Consider the following 19,616-nt stretch of genomic DNA (forward strand, 5'->3'; position numbering starts at 1 on the left):
CCTCCTCCGGGAGGAGCAGGTGATTTGATCAAAGCAAGAAGCGTGCTACTTGCCCGGCAGCTTGTCGTCGATGCCCTTCACGTAGAAATTCATGCCAAGGATCTGTCCGGCATCGAGACTGGTGCCGCCCTTGCACTCGACCTCCTTGCCGTCCTGCCCAATCACCGGGCATTTGAACGGCTGGAGCGTGCCGGCGGTGATGGCAGCCTGGGCATCTTCGGCGATCTTCTTCACGTCGTCAGGCATGTTGGTATACGGCGCCATCGCGAACATGTGGCTGTCCAGACCGCCCCAGGTGTCCTCCGACTTCCAGGTGCCGTCGAGCTCGGCCTTGACGCGGGCGATGTAGTAGGGCGCCCAGGTGTCGAGGATCGAGGTCAGCTGGGCCTTGGGGCCGAACTTGATCATCTCGGAGTCCTGGCCGAAGGCGAGCTTGCCGCGCTCGCTGGCGATCTGCATGGCCGCGGGCGAATCGGTGTGCTGCATGATCACGTCGGCGCCCTGGTCGATCAGCGCCTTGGCGGCGTCGGCTTCCTTGCCCGGATCGAACCAGGTGTTGGCCCAGATGATCTTGACCTTGATGTTCGGGTTGATGGTCTGCGCCGCGAGCATCGTCGCGTTGATGCCGGAGACGACCTCGGGAATCGGGAACGAGCCGATATAGCCAAGCACGCCTGATTTCGACATCTTGGCCGCGATCAGGCCCTGGATGTAGCGGCCCTGATACCACTTCGACGAATAGGTCGACATGTTCTTGTCGCGCTTGTAGCCGGTGGCGTGCTCGAAATGCACGTTCGGATATTTCTTGGCGACCTTCAGCGTCGGGTCCATGTAGCCGAACGACGTCGTGAAGATCAGCTTGTTGCCGGCGCGGACGAGCTGCTCGATGGCGCGCTCGGCATCGGGACCCTCAGGGACGTTTTCGAGATAGGTGGTCTCGATCTTGTCGCCGAACTCCTTCACCAGCGCCTGGCGGGCGAGCTCGTGCTGATAGGTCCAGCCGAGATCGCCGATCGGCCCGAGGTAAATGAAGCCGACTTTCAGCTTGTCGGCGGCGGAGGCCGCGCTGACGCTTCCGGCCAGCAGAAGGCCGGCAGCGAGCGCAAGAAGTGATTTCCTCATCATCAATCTCCAAACATCAGGGGAAAGCCACGATCCGCAACGTGCGCGCCCCATCGCGCACGCTGCGAAAATGAAACATTCAGCGGTCAGGCACGAACACGGTGCCGAGCGCGGCCGGCGCGGTCGAGCCGCCGGTGCGCGCGCGGGACAGCAGGACCAGCACGATGACGGTCGCCAGGTACGGCAGCGCCGACATGAATTGCGAGGGAATGCCGACGCCCCAGCCTTGCGCGTGCAGTTGCAGGATCGTCACCGCGCCGAACAGGTAAGCGCCGACCACGAGGCGGCCCGGCCGCCAGGATGCGAACACGACCAGAGCCAGCGCGATCCAGCCCCGGCCCGCGGTCATGCCGGGAATGAAGAACGGCGTGTAGGCGAGCGGCAGATAGGCGCCGGCAAGACCCGCGCAGGCACCGCCGAACATCACGGCGAGGGTGCGAATGCGCAGCACGGGATAGCCGAGCGCGTGTGCGGAGATATGATTATCGCCGCAGGCGCGCAGGATCAGTCCCGCGCGCGTGCGGTACAGGAACCACCACACGCCGATGATGAGCGCGATGGAGAAGTAGACGAAGGCGTCCTCGCCGAACAGGACACGGCCGATCAGCGGAACATCGGTGAGGCCGGGAATGTGCAGGTGTGCGGCCGGTGTGATCCGCTCGCCGACGAAGCCGGCGCCGATCAGGCCTGATAGCCCGATCCCGAGGATGGTCAGCGCCAGACCCGTCGCAACCTGGTTGACGGCAAGGCCGAGCGCCATCAGCGCGAAGACCAGCGACATCAGTGTTCCCGCAACAATGCCGAACAGCGCGCCGATCAGAATCGATCCGGTCAACCACGCGCCGCCGAAGCCGCAGGCCGCGCCGACGATCATCATGCCCTCGACGCCGAGATTGAGCACGCCGGAACGCTCGGTGACGAGCTCGCCGGTTGCCGCGATCAGGAGCGGTGTCGAGGCGGCGAGCACCGACAGGATGATGGCTTCAACCAGCTCCACGGGCCACCTGTCGGTTCGGGAAGACCAGCTTGAAGCGGTAGAGAATGAGGGAATCGCAGGCAAGCACGTAGAACAGCAGGATGCCCTGGAAGACCTTGGTGACGTCCAACGGGATCTTCATGGCGATCTGCGCCTGTTCGCCGCCGATAAAGGTCAGCGCGAGAAAAAGGCCTGCAATTAATATTCCAATGGGGTTCAACCGGCCGAGGAACGCGACGATGATCGCGGTGAAACCATAGCCGGGCGAGATGCCGGGCTGGAGATGTCCGACGGGGCCGGCGACCTCGATGATTCCGGCGAGACCGGCGAGTGCGCCCGATACCGCGAAAGTCAGGATGATCAGCTGATTGGCGTTGAAGCCGCCGAACCGGGCAGCGCGTGGCGCGGCACCGACCACGCGAATTTCGAATCCCTTGATGGTCCGGCCGAGCAGGATCGCGGCAGACGCGACCACCAGCAGCGCAATGATGGAGCCGAGATGCAGCCGTCCGCCTTCGATCAGCAGCGGCACCGTCGCGACAGGATCGAACTCCGCCGTGGTCGGGAAGTTGAAGCCGTTCGGATCGCGCCAGGGGCCGCGCACGAGATAATCCAGCAGAAGGTCGGCGACATAGACCAGCATCAGGCTGGTCAGGATCTCGCTGGCGCCGAACTTCACCTTGCAGATCGCCGGGATCAGCGCATAGAGCGCGCCTGCGGCAGCCGCAAGCACGAGCATCGCGGGCAGCACCCAGACGCCAGCGTCCGTGCCCTGCGTCTTCACCGCGATCCAGCTCCCGGCAACCGCGCCGATCAGGAATTGCCCCTCGGCGCCGATGTTCCAGGCGTTGGCGAGATAGCAGAGCGACAGCCCGATCGCGATCATGACCAGCGGCGTCGCCTTGACCGCGATCTCCTGCAGCGAATAGCCGTCAGTCAGGGGAGCGATGAAATAGGCATGCAGGGCAAGCAGCGGATTCTTGCCGATGATCGCGAACAGGATCGTCATGGTCACGATGGTCAAGCCGATCGCGATGAGCGGCGAGACCAGCGCAATCGTGTTGGAGCGCTCGGCGCGCTTCTCAAGCACCAGCTGCATGCGCGGCCTCCTTCGGCTCGAGGCTGCTGCCGCCCATGAGGAGGCCGAGCTTTTCGCGCGTCGCATCGCGCGTGGCGAGCGGCTCCGACAAACGGCCGTGGAACATCACGGCGATGCGGTCGGCGATTTCGGCGAGCTCGTCGAGGTCCTGGCTGGTCACCAGCACGGCGGCGCCTGCGGTCGCAAGGTCCAGCAGCGCCTGGCGGATCACGGCGGCCGCTCCAGCATCGACGCCCCAGGTCGGCTGGCTCACCACCAGCACGGCCGGGTTGCGCAGGATCTCGCGGCCGACGATGAATTTTTGCAAGTTACCGCCGGAGAGGGAGGCCGCTTCCGGATCGCGCTTGGCCTTGCGGACGTCGAAAGTCTCGGTCGCCTTGTCCACGGTATCAAGCGTGGCCGCGGTGTCGATGAAGCCGCGATTGACCATGCCGCTGGCGGCGTGCCCGGTCAGCAGCGCGTTCTCCGACAGCTTCATGCGCGGCGCGGTCCCATGGCCAAGCCGCTCTTCCGGCACGAAGGCGGCGCCAAGCTTGCGCCGCTTGGTGATCGAGAGGTGGCCTGCGGCGATGCCTTCGATCACCACCGTGCCCGGATCCTTCGCCAGCCGCTCGCCGGACAGCGCGGCAAACAGTTCGTCCTGGCCGTTGCCGGCGACGCCGGCAATGCCGAGAATTTCGCCGCCCTTCAGCTCGAACGAGATGTGCTCGAGCCGCACCCCATGCGGCTCGTCCGGCGCGAGCGAAAGATCGTTGACGACGAGCCGCGGGATCGTGGTCTGCCGACCGGCGGCCGCCTTCACTTCCCTGATCTCGCCGCCAACCATCATGCGCGCGAGCGAGGCAGCGGTCTCGCGCCGGGGATTGCAGGTCTGGATCTTCTTTCCGCCGCGCAGGATCGTGGCGGTGTCGCACAGCCGCTTCACCTCCTCGAGCTTGTGGCTGATGTAGAGGATGGCGCGGCCTTCGGCCTTGAGCCGCTCCAGGACGACGAAGAGCTGGTCGGCCTCCTGCGGCGTCAGCACCGCGGTCGGCTCGTCCAGGATCAGGAATTTGGGATCCTGCATCAATGCCCGGACGATCTCGATGCGCTGGCGCTCGCCGACGGACAGTTGCCAGACCTCGCGTTTGGGATCGAGCGGCAGTCCATAGGTCTTCGACACCTGCTCCAGCCGTGCCGACATGTCCTTGAAGGACTCCTTGCCGTCGAGGCCGAGCGCGACGTTCTCGGCGACGGTGAGATTGTCGAACAGCGAGAAGTGCTGGAACACCATGCCGATGCCGCGGCTGCGCGCCTCGGAAGGGCCGGACAGCGCGATCCGTTCGCCCTGCCAGCGGATTTCGCCGGCAGAGGGCTGGATCAGTCCATAGATCGCCTTCACCAATGTCGACTTGCCGGCGCCGTTCTCGCCGAGGAGGGCATGAATCTCCTTCGGCCAGATCTCGATGTCGATGGAATCGTTGGCGAGGAAATCACCATAGCGCTTGGTGAGCCCGACCGTTTGAAGCAACGGGGACTCGCCGGAATGCAGGCCGTCAGGCGTCGGATCTAACATGCGTTGGTGCGCTTGCATGGGAGGAAGTGCCTCAATAGTGGGCTAGTTTGAACCGCCGCGTAAGGTGTGAAAAAGCGTCATCCCTTGCTTAACGCTTCGGCAGGGGGCGGCGTCGCGAGTCGCGGTCCTCGCCGGGCGATGATTGCGCCGCGGGAAAAGCCTGAGAGCCTCCGCAGCGCAGCCCAGCAGATGACATCTGTTGCAAATTTGTGACGGTTCAAACCAAATCGGAACCCCCTGTGCAGGCCTGATGTGATGTTGCGCAAAATCGCGCCAGCACGCGTATGCAATACGGGACTGCCGCGGCAGCCGTTGCCGGCGCCGGTACCCGAGCTGCGCGGTCGAGATAAAACGCAAACGAATTCAACCGGGAATGTTCGGCATTGCGTCGCCGATCCTGCGCGGCAACGGCGCGCGAAAACCCCCAAATTTTCGCGGTGAATCGTCGCGTGCTGCTGAAACATGCGGCATGCCTTGAAAAAAGTTGAGGCTTCTCACTCCGGGAGTTCGGCGCAAGTGTCGCCCTCAGGGACGTTCATTTTTACGTGTCCAAACTTGGGGGTATTCAGGATGTCGTTTCGTTTCAGGGCGGTTGCAGCAACGGCGCTGTCACTTGCCACGCTGGCCATCGGTGGCTGGGCTCACGCTGCGGATCTGCCGGTCAAGGCCGCCAAGAAGGCGCCTGACCTTCCGTTCTTCCTGGTGATCGACGACCGGGTGACGTTCTCCTACATCTTCAATGCAGCCCAGCCCGGCGCGTTCACCAACACAAATGGTGTCATCAACTCCAAGACGACGAAGCAGGTCTACTCCTTCACCCACTTCGACGCCTGGGCCTACGGCACTAACTTCTTCACGATTTCGATGTACAAGTCTGATCACAACGATCCGGCGGCGCCATGTACGCAAACGGGTGGGATAGTTTCTCCCGCTGCCGGCTTCGCATTTACGCCCGCGAGCTGCGCCGGCGCGACCGAAATCTACGGGCTATTCCGATCGACTTTCGGTTGGAACCAACTCTTCAACACCAAGGCTTTTACAGCCGGGCCGCTGCACAATATCTCGTTTGAGGTTGGCATGGATGCCAACACGGAGGACCGTTATAATTCCGCGGCCAAGCGTTCCGTCGTCGGCGGACTAGAGTTTGCATTTGACCTTCCATACAAGGGCTACATCAACGTTTCGCCCATGGTCTATTGGGAGTTTGCAAACCATACTTCGTTTGCACAGTGCGGAGCTGGTTGGTCCGTTCCGGCTACGGCCTGCCTCGCGGACGGCAATACGTCTTACAAGCCGACGTGGACAGTCGAGGTCAACTACTACATGGATCTCGGATTCCTGCCTCAAAATATGCAATACTTCGCGATCAGCGGTCGCGCCGGCTGGATTGGCACGAAGGGATCCGACACCGAGCCGCTCCCCGTGAGCGTTGCAAACGGCGTCTATCCCACCAAGGTTGAGTTGAATTCGGAGCCAATTCGCCTGACTTTCGATGCATCGAAAGCAGCATGGGGTGACAAGTACTCTCACATGATCGACGTCTGGGTCGCCTATCGCTATTGGCAGAACAAGTTTGGCCTCGACCACAACAATGCCACCGCCTGTACCACTGCGGTTGGCGCTGCACGCGTGAGCACCGGGTCGTGCACCGAGTCTTCGCTCTACTCTGGTATCACCATGAAGTTCTAGGCACCTGAAGCTCTGCAGGTGAAAGACGATGGCGTCGCGAAGACCCTCGCGACGCCATCTCCGTTTCCGGAAATTACGGTGACAAAATTACGAAATTACGGTGACAGTGCACTAAATTGACACCCCCGGATCCCCAACCCGGTTACCCCTGAAGTCGCAAGAAAATGGAATGAGATATTCAAGTAAATACTTGGCCGATCTAAGAGTGAGAGGTGGGGTTCAGAGAGGCGTGAACTTTAATCTGGTTGTTGCAACTACCTTTTATGACGGTCCTGAGAGCGGTTTCGCATTTTATCTTTCCGGCGAAGGAGTACGATTCTCGGTCGTTGCGGAGTCTAGATTTCCAATCCTTCGGGCTTTCGGCTTTGCCTTGCTTGAAGGGAATTGGAGTGGGTTGGTCGATCAAATCGTCGAGACATCCCCTCGGCCACGAAACAGTGTGCTCGTATTTGCCTCTGATCCCCACGCTGGGGTATCGACGCTGGTTTCGACTGTTTCTGCGGCTAAGGAGCGCTCTCACTACCTCGGAGTTGGTCAGGCCTATCTTAAGAACATTGCAGTGATGGCCATCACGAAAGGGGATTGGCAGGGCCTTGTAGCTTCAAATCACCATAATGATTATCAGGCAATTCATCGTAAAATCAAAGCGATGGAAGCTGGGCGGAGCGGCTAGTATTGCGGTGACGGTGCAAGAATTGCACCCCTTAAGTGGCGGTTTCACTGCCATGATGCGGCATGGCTCGTCTTGCCCGTGTCGTGATCCCCGGCCACCCCCACCACGTGACGCAGCGTGGCAACGGTCGCGCCCGAACGTTCTTCGAGGACGGCGACTATGCGCTGTACCGCGATCTGCTCGCGGCGAATTGCAGGGACGCCGGGGTCGAGGTGTGGGCCTGGTGTCTGATGCCCAACCACGTGCACCTCATCCTGGTGCCATCCGACCCCGACGGGCTGCGCCGTGCGCTGGCGCGAATTACGGTGACAGTGCACTAAATTGACGCCGCCCGGTTTCACTGCCATGATGCGGCATGGCTCGTCTTGCTCGTGTCGTGATCCCCGGCCATCCCCACCACGTGACCCAGCGTGGCAACGGTCGCGCGCGAACGTTTTTCGGGGACGGCGACTATGCACTGTACCGCGATCTGCTCGCGGCGAATTGCAGGGACGCAGGGGTCGAGGTATGGGCCTGGTGTCTGATGCCCAACCACGTGCACCTCATCCTGGTGCCATCCGACCCCGACGGGCTGCGCCGTGCGCTGGCGCGCGTGCATCGCAGCTATGCCGGGACCATTCAGGCGCGACGCAAGCGCACCGGGCATTTCTGGCAAGGCCGGTTCGGCGCCGTTGCCATGGACGAACGATATCTCGCCGCGGCGCTGCGCTACGTGTCGCTCAACCCGGTGCGGGCGCGGCTGGTGCGGCGTGCGCAGGATTGGCGCTGGTCGAGCACGCGCGCCCATTTGCGCGGCAAGGACGACGGCCTGACCGCGCTCGCGCCGATCAGCGACCGGTTTCCCCGGTTCGCCGACCTGCTGGCAACCGAGCCTGAAGCCGATCTGTTCGCGGCATTGCGTTCGGCGGAGAGCATCGGCCGCCCGCTCGGAGACGATCGTTTCCTCGCCCGTGTCGAGCGCCAGACGGGGCGCATCCTCAAGCCGGCCAAGCGCGGACCCAAGCCGTCCGTGGAGGATGAATGATGGTATTTAGTGCACTGTCACTGTAATTAATTCTCTTATCTTGCGTACCCTAAGTTGCTCATCCCTCCGAATGTCGAGACCTCTCGAATCTTGGTCAGGGCCAGCAGGTCATCCTGAGGGATATCTTGAAGCTGTCGCAGTATTTCAAACTGCTTATTGATTTCTCTTTGCGTTCTGGGATCATCAGCTGCCGAGTTGGCCAATTCCTTCGTTCGTTCCGTGAATTCAGCAGTGTTTCTTCTACTAAGCCAGTGCTCATAGCCTTCAATGGTTTGATCGCGCAGTACACTCTCCCAGTATGCATGCTCCTTGACAGTTTCGTAAGCGTTCAAGCCACAACGTATTGCGCTTTGGTTGCCTTTCTTAAGTGCGAAATTGGCGGCGTCCATTATACCGCTGCAAGCATAAATGGCTGCGCCAACAGTCGGCAGGGCTGTCCACGCCGTCGGAAGATCATCTCGAGGGGCCAGATCGAAGGCTTTCTCGCGAAGATGCGTTAATTCCTTCTTCGAAAGAATATCACTGCTCAGATTGTCCCAAAGCTGTTCCAGAGCTACAGCAAGTTCTTCCGAATCGCCAATCCCAGTCCGGCGTTGAAAAGCCGCATAGTTGGGCAACTGTCGCTCGCAGCACGACAAAATAAAGGCACTTCTATGCGGCGCGCTCGGCAGTTGCGCAAGCTTCAGTTCAAGACATGACTGATATTCAGAGTACTTCCATTCCATTTGGCGTGCTCTTCAAGTCAGTAGTTTATGATCGGTCCCGACTTACCCCAACCAAATTGCCTCATCAGGGATTCAGTACAGGCGCCGCAGGATGGTCTTGGATTAACAGCGAGCGCGTAGGGCGGATTAGCGTCAGCGTAATCCGCCATCCACTCCACGAGCATCGCCTGCGTGATGGCAGGCCACCGCTTCCTTCTTTGCCGGCGGCCAGGTCGCCACTGTAGAGCACCCAGCAGCCGCCGGGAACGAAGGCGCGACGATCAATGGGCATGTTGGGTACGATAGCGCAGGAGCCGGCGATGTTGTTAGTTTATCATGGCGGATTACGCTGACGCTAATCCGCCCTACGGGCTGCGAATTACAGAGTTGGAGTGCTGATGAACGGCGCTGGCTTTTCGTGGGTAGATACCCTTTCGATTGGCGGCTCGTATGCTTGGCTAAACTCGGCACAGGGAATGACACCCCAGCTAACCAAGTGGTGGCTTAACGGTACAGGGCTGCTATCACGGGTCAGCTTCCGCGGCCACCGATTACGCCCTGAGCAGGCAGGACATGCGTCGAATCTTAGGGAGATTTCTCTTCATCATATTGGCGGTGGTCGTGGTCGGAGCTCTGTATATTTATTCTCGACTTCCTCCCGATGCATATCAGTGTGCTTCTCAAGATGAGCCAATATCGCAAACTGGATCAACTGGTAAGTTTAGCATCGAGATGACTCAAACGGTCTGCGGCGGGATTGCGTTCTCAAGCACTGTTTTTCTGGCTATTCGTTCTGAACAAAGCAACCAAAAGACGACTTTCCTTTCCTATGGACGAGGGACTTCTGATCCTAAGCTGGAATGGATCGGCGATAACGTTCTGGTAGTACAATTGTCCGATGTCGAGGAAATATACACAGAGGCCGCGCATGTCGGGGATGTGCAGATCCGTTACCAGATAGGAAAGATTTTGACGAAACAGCGGCCGAGGCGCAATTAAGCGAAGCGTGTTGTATAGGTGCACTAAAGTCTTCGAAATCCGAAATTGAAAGTGCAGGCCGAACAGGCCGATGAGAGTGCGAATTACGGTCAAGTGCTCTTAATTGAGTCCATGCGAGCTTGTTGGCGTGCTGGAGCATGGCTCGTCTCGCTCGTGTCGTCATTCCAGATTAACCGATCACCACCCAATCGGCGGTCAGCGTGTGACCCCTGCAGCTCGTATCGTGAATTCGGTGAGCTACAAGGATAGAGACGTCATCCTGGATCACCAGGCGCCGATCGAATTACGGTGACAGTGCTGGACTGCACCCCTGAAGAAGTGAGACACGATAAATCCAGTGACTGCGCTCAGGTGCATATCGCGGTGCCCGTCTGCAAGGTCGGCTCTATCGAGTAGGGATTGTGCGCAATGCCACCGGCGACTGGCTAGCGGCGTTTTCAAATCTACAATGATGGCATACTACCACTGTTTTGCCCGACGCATCAAGCGAAATTCGAAAAATACGAAACAGCGCCAATCTGAATCGCGAGTCGCCTGGCCGCACAGCTGGTTTCGAAAGCGCGCCCGCGCCGCACATGCGGCGATCCTTGCGCGTCAGTCGCCGATTTGCACGATGCTGCAACGACCTGACCGAATTGACCTCGCGCCGGCGAGCGCCCGCGGTTCTACTGTGCATGGGGTTGTTTTTTTCGTTTTTTGCCGGAGCGCGAGCCGGCAAGGAGGGAAGGGCGGCTCCTGGAGAATCTATTTCGTCCACACGCCGTCGTGCAGCGCTGCGGCCTCGTCTTCCAGCAGCGGTCCCACGACCTCGGTCGGCCGCTGGCCGCTCGCAAAGACCTCGCGGCAGGGCAGGTCGAGCGTCGGGTTCTCCGGGTGGTTGCCGGTGATGTCGCGCAGGCGGTGCTCGCTGAGGCCGTAGACGACGCGGCCGATGCCGGCCCAGTAGATCGCGCCTGAACACATCGCGCAGGGCTCGGCGGAGGAGTAGAGCGTTGCTGAGGCCAGCACGTCGCGGCCGATCGTGCGGCACGCCTGCGTCGCCGCGAGGCGCTCGGCATGCGCGGTGCCGTCATGGTCGGGCATGTACCCGTTCTCGGCCTCGATCAGCACCCGGCCGTCGGCAGCGACGACGATGCAGCCGAACGGATGGTTGCCATGGGTGAGAGAACGGCGGGCAACCGCGAAGGACAGGCGCAAAAAATGCTCGTCGCGCTCGGTGACGCCGTCCATCGATACTCCGCCTCTAGTGCCCCGCCATGTGCCGGCCGACCTCGGTGAGGTCGGCCTCGCTGGTCCGCGCTTCATACACGAATTCGCCGTGGAACATCACCACCAGCCGGTCGGACAGTTCGAGCAATTCGTCGAGGTCTTCGCTGACCAGAAGCACGGCCGCCCCGCGGTTGCGCGCGGCCATGATCTCGGCATGGATCTGCGCCACCGCCGCGAAGTCGAGGCCGAAACAGGGATTGGCGGCGATCAGCACCTCGACGTCGCCGGCAAGCTCGCGGGCGAGCACGGCGCGCTGGACATTGCCGCCTGACAGGGCCGAAATCGGCGTGTCGGGCGTGCGGGTCTTGATCTTGTACTGGCCGATCTTCTTCGTCGCGTCGTCACGGAAGGCGCTGCGGTTGAGCCACCACCCGCCACTTGCGAACGGCGCGCGGTCGAACTCGCGGAAGGCGATGTTGTCGGCGACGCTCATGCCGCCGACACAGGCGTTCTTCAGCGGCTCCTCGGGCAGGAGCGACATCCTGTGGCGCCGCATCTCCTCGCGGCTGGCGTGATAGGGATCACCGGCGACGCGGATTTCGCCGCCCTCCGCCTCGCGCTGGCCGGCCAGGACCTCCACGAGCTGGCGCTGGCCGTTGCCGGAGACGCCGGCGATGCCGACGATCTCGCCTGCCCGCACGGTAAGGGAGACGTCATGCACGGCGATGGCGCCGGCATCGTCGAGCGCGCGGACCTTCGCCAATTCCAGCCGCGCCTCGCCGGCTTCGCCGGTGCGCGGCGGCTGCACGGTCAACTCCTCGGCGCCAATCATGGTCCGGGCCATCGCATCCGGCGTCAGCTCGGAAACCTTGCCCGCACCGGCGAGCTTGCCACGGCGCAGGATGGTGACCTCGTCGGCGAAAGCCATGACCTCGCGGAACTTGTGCGTGATCATCAGGATGGTCAGTTCGCCCTTGACGACCATGTCGCGGAGCATGCCGAGCACCTCGTCCGCTTCGGCCGGTGTCAGGACCGAGGTCGGCTCGTCCAGAATCAGGAAACGGCGCTTCAGATAGAGCTGTTTCAGGATCTCGCATTTCTGCCGCTCGCCGGCCGAGATGTCGGAGACCTTTGCGGAGAGCGGCACCTTGAACGGCATTCGGGCCAGGAAGGCCTCGAGCTCCCTCATCTCCTTCGGCCAGTTCACCACCGCCGGCACGTCGTCGCGCGCCAGCACCAGATTTTCGGCCACCGTCATGGCCGGCACCAACGTAAAGTGCTGGTAGACCATGCCGAGGCCGAGCGCGTGGGCATCCTTCGGATTGGCGATGGCCTGCTCGCGCCCGCCGACGAGAATGTCGCCTTCGGTCGCGTGGTAATAGCCCATGATGCATTTGACGAGCGTCGACTTGCCGGCGCCGTTCTCGCCGAGCAGCGCGTGGAAAGAGCCCGGCCGCACCTTCAGCTCGACATTGTCCAACGCCAGGAAATCGCCGAAGCGCATGGTCATGGCGATGGCGTCGACACCGAAGGCGCCGACAAGCGGAGGCGGCTCGCCGATGATCACGAAATCGCTCCGATGAAGGCGTCCGAGGTCGAGACCGCGCCGAACACGCCGCCCTGCATCTTGATCATCTTGAGCGCGTGCTCGTGGTTGCTCTTGTCGGTCGCGCCACAGCAATCGTGCAGCAGGACGCATTCGAAGCCGCGATCGTTGGCCTCGCGCATGGTGGTGTGGACGCAGACGTCGGTGGTGATGCCGGTCAGCACGATGTTCTCGATGCCGCGCACGCGCAGGATCAATTCGAGATCAGTGGCGCAGAACGAGCCCTTGCCGGGCTTGTCGATAACAGGCTCGCCCGGCAGGGGCCTAAGCTCCTCGATGATGTCCCAGCCAGGCTCGCCGCGTACCAGGATGCGGCCGCAGGGGCCGGGGTCGCCGATGCCGGCGCCGATCTGGCGCGAGCGCCAGCGCTTGTTGGCAGGCAGATCCGAGAGGTCCGGGCGATGGCCCTCGCGGGTATGGATGATGTGAAAGCCCTGCGCGCGCATGACGCTGAGCAGCTTCTTGATCGGTTCGATCGGCGCCCGCGTCAGCGAGAGGTCGTAGCCCATCTTGTCGACATAGCCGCCGACGCCGCAGAAGTCGGTCTGCATGTCGATGATGATGAGCGCGGTGTTTTGAGGACGCAGATCGCCGTTGTAGGGCCAGGCATAAGGCTCGGACTTGAGATAGCGCTCGGGCATGGCTGTGCTCTCTAGCGGGTGATCGACAATTCGGCCGGGGCTCCGGTCAGCGTGCGTTTCGGCGAGCAGGTGACGATCATGATCGCCAGCGTCAGGATGTAGGGCGCAGCGTTGAATAGATGATAGCCGGAGGTGACGCCGACCGATTGCAGCGCCGGTCCCAAGGCCGCGGCGCCACCGAAGGCGAGCGAGGCCCACAGGCAGAGCAGGGGATCCCAGCGCGCGAAGATGACGAGCGCGACCGCGGTGATGCCCTGACCCGAGGACAGGCCTTCGTTCCAGCTGCCGGGATAGAACAGCGACAGAAACGAGCCGCCGATGCCAGCGAGGAAGCCGCCGACCATGGTGGCGCGCAAGCGGATCAGCAGTACGGAATGGCCCATCGCGCGGGCGGCGTCGGAGCTTTCGCCGGCGGTGCGGATCAGCAGGCCCCAGCGTGTGGTGCGGAAGGCCCAATAGAGGATTGGCGCGAGCACGACGCCGATCAGGAAAAGGACGTTGACGCGCAGTGCGGCCCGCAGCTGCGGGATATCGCTCCACCAGCCGAAATCGATCGCGGGCAGCCGCGGCGCGGTGGGCTCGATCAGCGGCTTGCCGAGATAGAAGGCGAGGCCGGTGCCGAACAGCATCAACGCGATGCCGACCGCCACGTCGTTGACGCGCGGCAGCGAGCAGATGCCGGCATGCAGCGCACCGAGAAGCGCGCCGGTAATGCCGGCGGCGAGCACGCCAAGCCAGGGTGATCCAGTCAGGTAGGAGATGCCGTAGGCGCTCATTGCGCCCATCACCAGCGTGCCCTCGAGGCCGAGATTGATGCGGCCCGAGCGCTCGGTGATGCATTCCCCCAAGCTCACGAACAGGAATGGCGTGGAGACACGAATGGCGCCGCCGAGGACGGCGAGCGGGACGGTCCAGAGTCCGATCGATCCGTCTGCCATCTCAGGATTTTCCCTTCAGAAACCCGATGCGGCCGTAAAGCGCATCGCTGGCAAGCACGAAGACGAAGATGATGCCTTGCAGCACGAGCACGGACGCATCAGGCAGTCCCAGCCGACGCTGCAGCAGGCCACCGCTGGCGCTGATGCCGCCGAGCAGGATCGCGACAGGGATGATCGCAAGCGGGTTCTGCCGCGCCAGGAAGGCGACAAGGATGCCGGTGAAGCCGTAGCCAGCCGCGAGATTGGCGTTGGTACGGCCCTGCACGGCGGCGACCTCGACCATGCCGGCAAGGCCTGCGGCGCCTCCCGCGAGGAAGCAGATGGTCAGGATCAGCTTGCTGACGCCAAGGCCGACGATCTTTGCAGCTCGAATGTTGCCGCCGGCAACGCGCGCGGCGAAACCGAACACGGTGTGATAGATCAGGATGTAGGCGGCGATCGCGGCGATCAGGCCGAACACGAGGCCCCAATGCACGTCGGTGCCGGGGATCGAGCCGATCATGTTGGCAGCGCCGATCTCGCGGGTCGACGGCTTGTTGAGGCTGGCAGGGTCCCGCATCATGCCTTCGACGAGGTGATTGAGGATTGCGAGCGCGATGTAGACGAGCAGCAGGCTCGAGATCGTCTCGTTGACGCCGCGATATTGCCGCAAGCCGCCGGCGAGCATGATCCACAAGCCGCCGCCGATCACGCCGGCGACGACCATGGCGACCTGCACGACGAGCGGCGGCATGCCCTGAAGCAACAGCGCGGCGCTGGTCGCCGATAACGCGCCGATCAGCAACGCGCCTTCGCCGCCGATGATCACCATGCCGAGCTGTGCGGGCAGCGCAGTGCAGAGTGCCGTGAGGATGAGGGGGGCGGCACGGGTCAGCGTGTTCTGCCATGAGAACCAGGTGCCGAAGGCGCCCTGGTACATGTAGAAATAAAGGTCCAGCGGGTTCTTGCCGAACAGCATGACGAAGATGCCGAAGACCACGAGCGCGCCGGCGAGCGCCGCGCCCGGGATCAGGACATACTCGATCGTGCCGCCGTAGCGTTGCAGAAAGCCCGGGTCGGCGGCCGGGGCAACGGCCCCGACCGCCTCGGCGGAATCCGCTGCTTCCGATGTCACGAAGTCGCTCCGAGCACGCCCTCGACGAGATAGTCCATCTTCTCGAGCTCGGGGTCCTTCTGACCGCGGTCGGTACCGGCCGGGATCACCGTCTTGCCCTTGTTGTCGACCAGGCCGCCCTTGAAGATGGCAAACCCGTCCGCCGACAGGAATTTGGCCTTGGCCTCGTCCGCGGCCTTGCGTGCCTCGGCCGAGACGGCCTCGCCATAGGGCGAGGTCTTGACGATCTCTTCCTTCAGGCCGCCGCGGTAGAAATTCGGGATGCCTTCGCCGGCAGCGATCATCTTCACGAACTTCGGATAGAGCGCTTCCCAGTTCCACTCTGCGCCGGTGAGATAGGCCTTGGGCGCCAGCGCCGACTGGTTGGTGTGATAGCCGCAGACGAAGGCACCACGCCGCGCGGCATTCTCGACCATGGTCTTGGGGCCGTCGACGTGACAGGTGAGAACGTCCACGCCCTGGTCGATCAGGCTGTTGGTGGCTTCGGCCTCCTTGACCGGCATCGACCAGTCGCCGGTGAAGATCACTTGCGTGGTCGCCTTCGGATTGACGGACCTGGCGCCGAGCGCAAAGGCGTTGATGTTGCGCAGCACCTGGGGAATCGGCTTGGCTGCCACGAAGCCGAGCTTGCCGCTCTTCGACGTCAGGCCGGCGACGATGCCCGAGATGTACTGGGCCTCGTCGATATAGCCGAAATAGCTGCCGGCGTTCTTCGGATCCTTGTCGGTCCAGAGGCCGCCGCAGTGCTCGAAGCGCAGCTTCGGGTACTTGTTGGCCATCTTGATCATGTGCGGATTGTAGTAGCCGAACGAGGTCGGGAAGAGCAGGGTGGCGCCGTCGAGGTTGATCATGGACTCGATCGTCTTCTCGACCGCGTCGGTCTCCGGCACCTTCTCTTCTTCAACCACCTTGAGGCCGGGGATCTTCTTCAGCGCCGCGGCACCCTGCGCGTGGGCCTGGTTGTAACCATAGTCGTCGCGCGAGCCGACATAGATAAAGCCGATGGTGGTGTCGGCCGCGAAGGCCGGGCGGGCGCCGGCCGCCGCGCCGAGGGTGAGGGCTGCACCGCCCTGCAACAAGTGACGTCGTGAAATCCTGCCAAAATCCATTGCTTGCTCCCCTTGGCGGCCGGACCGCCTCAATCTCGCGGCTGCGCCGGTCTGGCGGAGCCCGGATAAGATGTCGCAAGCTTCGTGCCAGAGGCTAAGGGATGTGCACTTGCATGTAGTTCTTTGAAAAATATTGACTATTTATAATTGTCGAATCTTGATCAGGAAATCAGCAGATTAAATTATAGGCGGTATCTCTAGATTGTATGCAATGTAGTTAAGCAGTCTTAACCTGATCTCTCGTGGGTATGGATTGCCGCGGGCGTTCGGCTGACGACTCACATTCATGCTAACCACGCGCTGACCCGGAACGGGTGCTGCGCTGAATTCGCTGGCACCGAACTTGTATCGATTGACGTTGCGACCGCCCGCGCGGTCTTGAGGATGGAAAGCTTGACCGAGATGGGTGCTGGTACCGCCGTTCAGAATGCATGGCTCGGCGAAGAGATCGTACGCCGGATCAACGAGCTCGCGGCAATCTCGGAAGAAGACGGCAAGCTCACCCGCATCTATCTCACGAAGGAGCTGCGCGTCGCCTCGGACCTCATCCTCGGCTGGATGCGGGAGGCCGGCATGAGCGCGCATCTCGATGCGATTGGCAATGTCTGCGGCCGCTACGAAGGCGAGCGGCCAGGAGCGCCGTGCCTGATGCTCGGCTCGCACTACGACACGGTGCGGGATGCCGGCAAATGGGACGGGCCGCTGGGCGTGATTACGGCGATCGCTTGCGTCGCCGATCTCAATCGCCGCGGCAAGCGCCTTCCGTTTGCGATCGAGGTCGTTGGCTTTGCCGACGAAGAAGGCGTACGCTTCGCCTCCACCCTGCTCGGCAGCCGCGCCGTGGCCGGGACGTTCGACGAGAGCGTCTTGAACACACGCGACCGCGACGGCATCTCGATGCGCGATGCGCTCGTCAAATTCGGCCTCGAGCCCGATCATATCGGCGCGGCCGCAAGGGCCCGGCGCGAGTTGCTGGCCTATCTCGAATTGCACATCGAGCAGGGGCCGGTGCTGGAAGACCGGAATCTCCCTGTCGGCGTCGTCACGGCGATCGCGGGCGCGACGCGGCTGGCCGCACGGCTCACCGGCATGGCCGGTCACGCCGGCACGGTGCCGATGGCGCTACGCCGCGACGCGCTGACTGGCGCGGCCGAATGCATCGGCGCCATCGAGCAGTTCTGTCGTACCGACGAGGGCGGCCTGGTCGGCACCGTCGGCTACATCCAGGCGAGGCCCGGTGCGACCAACGTCATTCCGGGCGAAGTATCCTTCACCATCGACATGCGCGCGCCGACTGACATGCATCGCAAGCGCGCGGTCGCCGACGTCGTCCGCCGGATCGAGGCGATCGCCAAGCGCCGGCAATTGGCGCTCCAGCTCGACGTCACCCACGAGAACCGCACCGCGCCTTGCGCACCCTGGCTGAAGAGTCAGATCGCGCAGGCGATCGCCGCCGAAGGGTTTCCCACCTTCGAACTGCCGAGTGGGGCAGGGCATGATGGCATGGCGATGATCGACGTCGCAGATGTCGGGATGATCTTCGTCCGCTGCCGCGGCGGCATCAGCCATCATCCGGACGAGCATGTCGAGCTGGCGGACGCCGATGCCGGCGCGCGGGTCTTGCTGCGGGTGATCGAGAACTTCCGGCCGCGTCAGGGGTAGTCACGCCGAGTTAACGATGCCGCGAGCCCCGCAAGTTCCCGGGTAGAGAGGCGAATCAGCCGCATTTAGAATAAGCCAGCACCGAACCATCAGAGACTTTGGCCGACTTAAGCACTATGAATAGCTATATTTCCTTTCCAGCGCATCCAGAGAACCGATTTTACCAGGGCGCGGCTGCGACCTTTGTCGCCAACGCCCTTCAGGCGGTGAATTTTCTCGGTGACCGGTTTCTGAGAAAGCCGCGTCACTCGCTGTCGGCCATCGAAGACCTCTACCGGCACTCGATGGACAGCGCCTTTTCGGTGACCGAGGCGTTCCTCGTCACGGGCGCTCCGCACGCCTCGGCCTATTACCCGCGCGACTTTGCATGGTTCTATCCTGACGTGCTCGATCCCGAGACCATCATGGATGCGCAGGACGCGGTGCGCCGGGCGCGCCTGCTCGAAAAGAGCGTTCGCCTGTTGCTGGAGGCAGTTCGCGCCGATGTCGTCACGACGACCATCGTTCCGGCGGGGCGCGGCCGATATCTCGGCGTGAATTATTTCTCGCGTCCCTCCGACACGCTGCTCGGAATACTGGCGGGGCTCCAACAGATGCTCTCGGCCGAGGAGCGGGCGTCGTCTCATGTTGCAATGTCGCAATGTGCGCATGCCGGACGCCTGTTGCTGGCCGAATATGGCGCCGATCTGAAGCGCGCGATTCTGAAGCTCGCAAGCGAGCTCGAGACGTTCGACGTTGATGGCGTCGGATATTTGCTCTGCGACGCCAGCGGGCCTCGCTCTGCGGCAACCGACACCCGCGCCGAGCGCCGGCGTTTCGTCACCAATGCCTGCGTTTACACGACGTTTATGTGGGGTGTGCAGCTTGGCGTCGTCGACGAGGTTGCTCTGAAGCGGCTGCTCGGGCGTGACCTTGCGGAATACAAGAAGGGCCTGCTCCGCCTGTTCGGCAAGGACGGCTACGTCAGGCATTCGCTGGATGGCCCGGCGGGCACGCCGGTGTCGCTGGTCGCGCTGGATTTCGTCAGTGTGCATCGCGGCTTCTGGGACATGAACGATGCAAATGAGCGCGCGCTGTTCGCGGCCACAACGGATCTGATCATCGCCGAGCCCCGCTTCCGCATCCCCAGCACGTTCCACTTTCTGGTGTCGGCGGATAATCCGCGCAACAAGATGATCCACAAGATTGCGGCGCCGGCCTATCAGGGGCGCTCATCGTGGCCGACATTCAATGTCGAGTTCGCGGATCGCATGCTGGACTTTGACGAAGCCTCGGCGAGCAATTCCTACCGCGCCTGCGCGCAAGGGATATTGAAAGACATCCGCACCGCGACAGAGGTCCACGGCGGCTATCAGGAGCTGATTTCGGAGCAAGGGTTGAAGTATCGCACCTGGGCCTACAAAGGCGCGGTGGCGCACTCGTGGTTCCCGCGCTTCCTCTCGGTGTGGAGGAGGGCGTATGGAACGCCACTCCTTCAGTGGAACGACTGATCCGCG

The 19,616-nt window shown here is 62.4% G+C and carries 17 protein-coding genes; 6 read left to right on the plus strand and 11 right to left on the minus strand.

The window, feature by feature from the left end; all coding sequences use genetic code 11:
- Positions 1-45: 45 nt before the first annotated feature.
- The 4 genes from JQ621_RS13975 to JQ621_RS13990 all read right to left on the minus strand — a co-directional run bounded on the left by JQ621_RS13975 (position 46) and on the right by JQ621_RS13990 (position 4,752).
- Positions 46-1,122, minus strand: coding sequence for a BMP family ABC transporter substrate-binding protein (locus JQ621_RS13975; protein ID WP_212235281.1), 1,077 nt, complete (start codon positions 1,120-1,122; stop codon positions 46-48).
- Between the two features lie 79 nt (positions 1,123-1,201).
- Positions 1,202-2,119 (minus strand): ABC transporter permease, encoded by a 918-nt coding sequence (locus tag JQ621_RS13980; RefSeq protein WP_212235282.1) that lies wholly within the window; start codon positions 2,117-2,119, stop codon positions 1,202-1,204.
- Positions 2,106-3,197, minus strand: coding sequence for an ABC transporter permease (locus JQ621_RS13985; protein WP_212235283.1), 1,092 nt, complete (start codon positions 3,195-3,197; stop codon positions 2,106-2,108). Before JQ621_RS13985 ends, JQ621_RS13980 begins: the two co-directional genes overlap by 14 nt.
- Positions 3,181-4,752 (minus strand): ABC transporter ATP-binding protein, encoded by a 1,572-nt coding sequence (locus JQ621_RS13990; protein WP_212235284.1) that lies wholly within the window; start codon positions 4,750-4,752, stop codon positions 3,181-3,183. The genes JQ621_RS13985 and JQ621_RS13990 overlap by 17 nt, the downstream gene beginning before the upstream one ends.
- A 570-nt stretch (positions 4,753-5,322) precedes the next feature.
- Between JQ621_RS13990 and JQ621_RS13995 the strand changes: the two genes are divergently transcribed.
- The 4 genes from JQ621_RS13995 (at position 5,323) to JQ621_RS14010 (ending at position 8,138) form a co-directional block, all read left to right on the plus strand.
- On the plus strand, positions 5,323-6,441 hold the full coding sequence (locus tag JQ621_RS13995) for a hypothetical protein (RefSeq protein ID WP_212235285.1): 1,119 nt from the start codon (positions 5,323-5,325) through the stop codon (positions 6,439-6,441).
- Between the two features lie 229 nt (positions 6,442-6,670).
- A complete protein-coding gene (locus tag JQ621_RS14000) occupies positions 6,671-7,114 on the plus strand; it encodes a hypothetical protein (protein WP_212235286.1) in 444 nt (147 codons plus the stop codon).
- Positions 7,115-7,176: 62 nt separating this feature from the next.
- The gene (locus JQ621_RS14005) at positions 7,177-7,434 is read left to right on the plus strand and encodes a transposase (RefSeq protein WP_249125262.1); all 258 of its coding nucleotides are present in this window, start codon (positions 7,177-7,179) and stop codon (positions 7,432-7,434) included.
- 35 nt (positions 7,435-7,469) lie between these two features.
- On the plus strand, positions 7,470-8,138 hold the full coding sequence (locus JQ621_RS14010; RefSeq protein ID WP_212235287.1) for a transposase: 669 nt from the start codon (positions 7,470-7,472) through the stop codon (positions 8,136-8,138).
- 35 nt (positions 8,139-8,173) lie between these two features.
- Here the strand turns inward: JQ621_RS14010 and JQ621_RS14015 are convergent, their stop codons facing one another.
- From JQ621_RS14015 to JQ621_RS14045, 7 genes are all read right to left on the minus strand, one after another.
- Positions 8,174-8,863, minus strand: a complete 690-nt coding sequence (locus JQ621_RS14015; protein WP_212235288.1) for a DUF416 family protein — start codon at positions 8,861-8,863, stop codon at positions 8,174-8,176.
- Between the two features lie 1,722 nt (positions 8,864-10,585).
- Positions 10,586-11,071 carry a nucleoside deaminase gene (locus JQ621_RS14020; protein WP_212235289.1) on the minus strand — a complete coding sequence of 162 codons (486 nt, stop codon included), beginning with the start codon at positions 11,069-11,071 and terminating at the stop codon, positions 10,586-10,588.
- Positions 11,072-11,084: 13 nt separating this feature from the next.
- Complete coding sequence (locus JQ621_RS14025; protein ID WP_212235290.1) at positions 11,085-12,617, minus strand: ABC transporter ATP-binding protein; 1,533 nt, start codon at positions 12,615-12,617, stop codon at positions 11,085-11,087.
- Positions 12,614-13,297 (minus strand): biuret amidohydrolase, encoded by a 684-nt coding sequence (gene biuH, locus JQ621_RS14030; RefSeq protein WP_212235291.1) that lies wholly within the window; start codon positions 13,295-13,297, stop codon positions 12,614-12,616. Before biuH ends, JQ621_RS14025 begins: the two co-directional genes overlap by 4 nt.
- 11 nt (positions 13,298-13,308) lie before the next feature.
- Positions 13,309-14,235, minus strand: coding sequence for an ABC transporter permease (locus tag JQ621_RS14035; protein WP_212235292.1), 927 nt, complete (start codon positions 14,233-14,235; stop codon positions 13,309-13,311).
- 1 nt (position 14,236) lies between these two features.
- Positions 14,237-15,349: an ABC transporter permease gene (locus tag JQ621_RS14040; RefSeq protein ID WP_212235293.1), complete on the minus strand. Its 1,113-nt coding sequence runs from the start codon at positions 15,347-15,349 to the stop codon at positions 14,237-14,239.
- A complete protein-coding gene (locus JQ621_RS14045; RefSeq protein WP_212235294.1) occupies positions 15,346-16,458 on the minus strand; it encodes a BMP family ABC transporter substrate-binding protein in 1,113 nt (370 codons plus the stop codon). The genes JQ621_RS14040 and JQ621_RS14045 overlap by 4 nt, the downstream gene beginning before the upstream one ends.
- A 402-nt stretch (positions 16,459-16,860) precedes the next feature.
- On the opposite strand from JQ621_RS14045, the gene JQ621_RS14050 reads away from it, so the two are divergent.
- Complete coding sequence (locus JQ621_RS14050) at positions 16,861-18,120, plus strand: allantoate amidohydrolase (protein WP_212235410.1); 1,260 nt, start codon at positions 16,861-16,863, stop codon at positions 18,118-18,120.
- 116 nt (positions 18,121-18,236) lie between these two features.
- Positions 18,237-19,610, plus strand: coding sequence for a hypothetical protein (locus JQ621_RS14055; protein WP_212235295.1), 1,374 nt, complete (start codon positions 18,237-18,239; stop codon positions 19,608-19,610).
- Positions 19,611-19,616: the final 6 nt, after the last annotated feature.

Origin of the sequence: Bradyrhizobium manausense, assembly GCF_018129685.1 — a bacterium.
GTDB lineage: Bacteria > Pseudomonadota > Alphaproteobacteria > Rhizobiales > Xanthobacteraceae > Bradyrhizobium > Bradyrhizobium manausense_D.

Bases quoted from the DNA above. Each gene is read 5' to 3' on its own strand.
- JQ621_RS13975 (WP_212235281.1), bottom strand. From the start codon at position 1,122: ATGAGGAAATCACTTCTTGCGCTCGCTGCCGGCCTTCTGCTGGCCGGA.
- JQ621_RS13985 (WP_212235283.1), bottom strand. From the start codon at position 3,197: ATGCAGCTGGTGCTTGAGAAGCGCGCCGAGCGCTCCAACACGATTGCG.
- JQ621_RS13990 (WP_212235284.1), bottom strand. From the start codon at position 4,752: ATGTTAGATCCGACGCCTGACGGCCTGCATTCCGGCGAGTCCCCGTTG.
- JQ621_RS13995 (WP_212235285.1), top strand. From the start codon at position 5,323: ATGTCGTTTCGTTTCAGGGCGGTTGCAGCAACGGCGCTGTCACTTGCC.
- JQ621_RS14005 (WP_249125262.1), top strand. From the start codon at position 7,177: ATGGCTCGTCTTGCCCGTGTCGTGATCCCCGGCCACCCCCACCACGTG.
- JQ621_RS14010 (WP_212235287.1), top strand. From the start codon at position 7,470: ATGGCTCGTCTTGCTCGTGTCGTGATCCCCGGCCATCCCCACCACGTG.
- JQ621_RS14015 (WP_212235288.1), bottom strand. From the start codon at position 8,863: ATGGAATGGAAGTACTCTGAATATCAGTCATGTCTTGAACTGAAGCTT.
- JQ621_RS14020 (WP_212235289.1), bottom strand. From the start codon at position 11,071: ATGGACGGCGTCACCGAGCGCGACGAGCATTTTTTGCGCCTGTCCTTC.
- biuH (WP_212235291.1), bottom strand. From the start codon at position 13,297: ATGCCCGAGCGCTATCTCAAGTCCGAGCCTTATGCCTGGCCCTACAAC.
- JQ621_RS14035 (WP_212235292.1), bottom strand. From the start codon at position 14,235: ATGGCAGACGGATCGATCGGACTCTGGACCGTCCCGCTCGCCGTCCTC.
- JQ621_RS14045 (WP_212235294.1), bottom strand. From the start codon at position 16,458: ATGGATTTTGGCAGGATTTCACGACGTCACTTGTTGCAGGGCGGTGCA.
- JQ621_RS14050 (WP_212235410.1), top strand. From the start codon at position 16,861: ATGGGTGCTGGTACCGCCGTTCAGAATGCATGGCTCGGCGAAGAGATC.
- JQ621_RS14055 (WP_212235295.1), top strand. From the start codon at position 18,237: ATGAATAGCTATATTTCCTTTCCAGCGCATCCAGAGAACCGATTTTAC.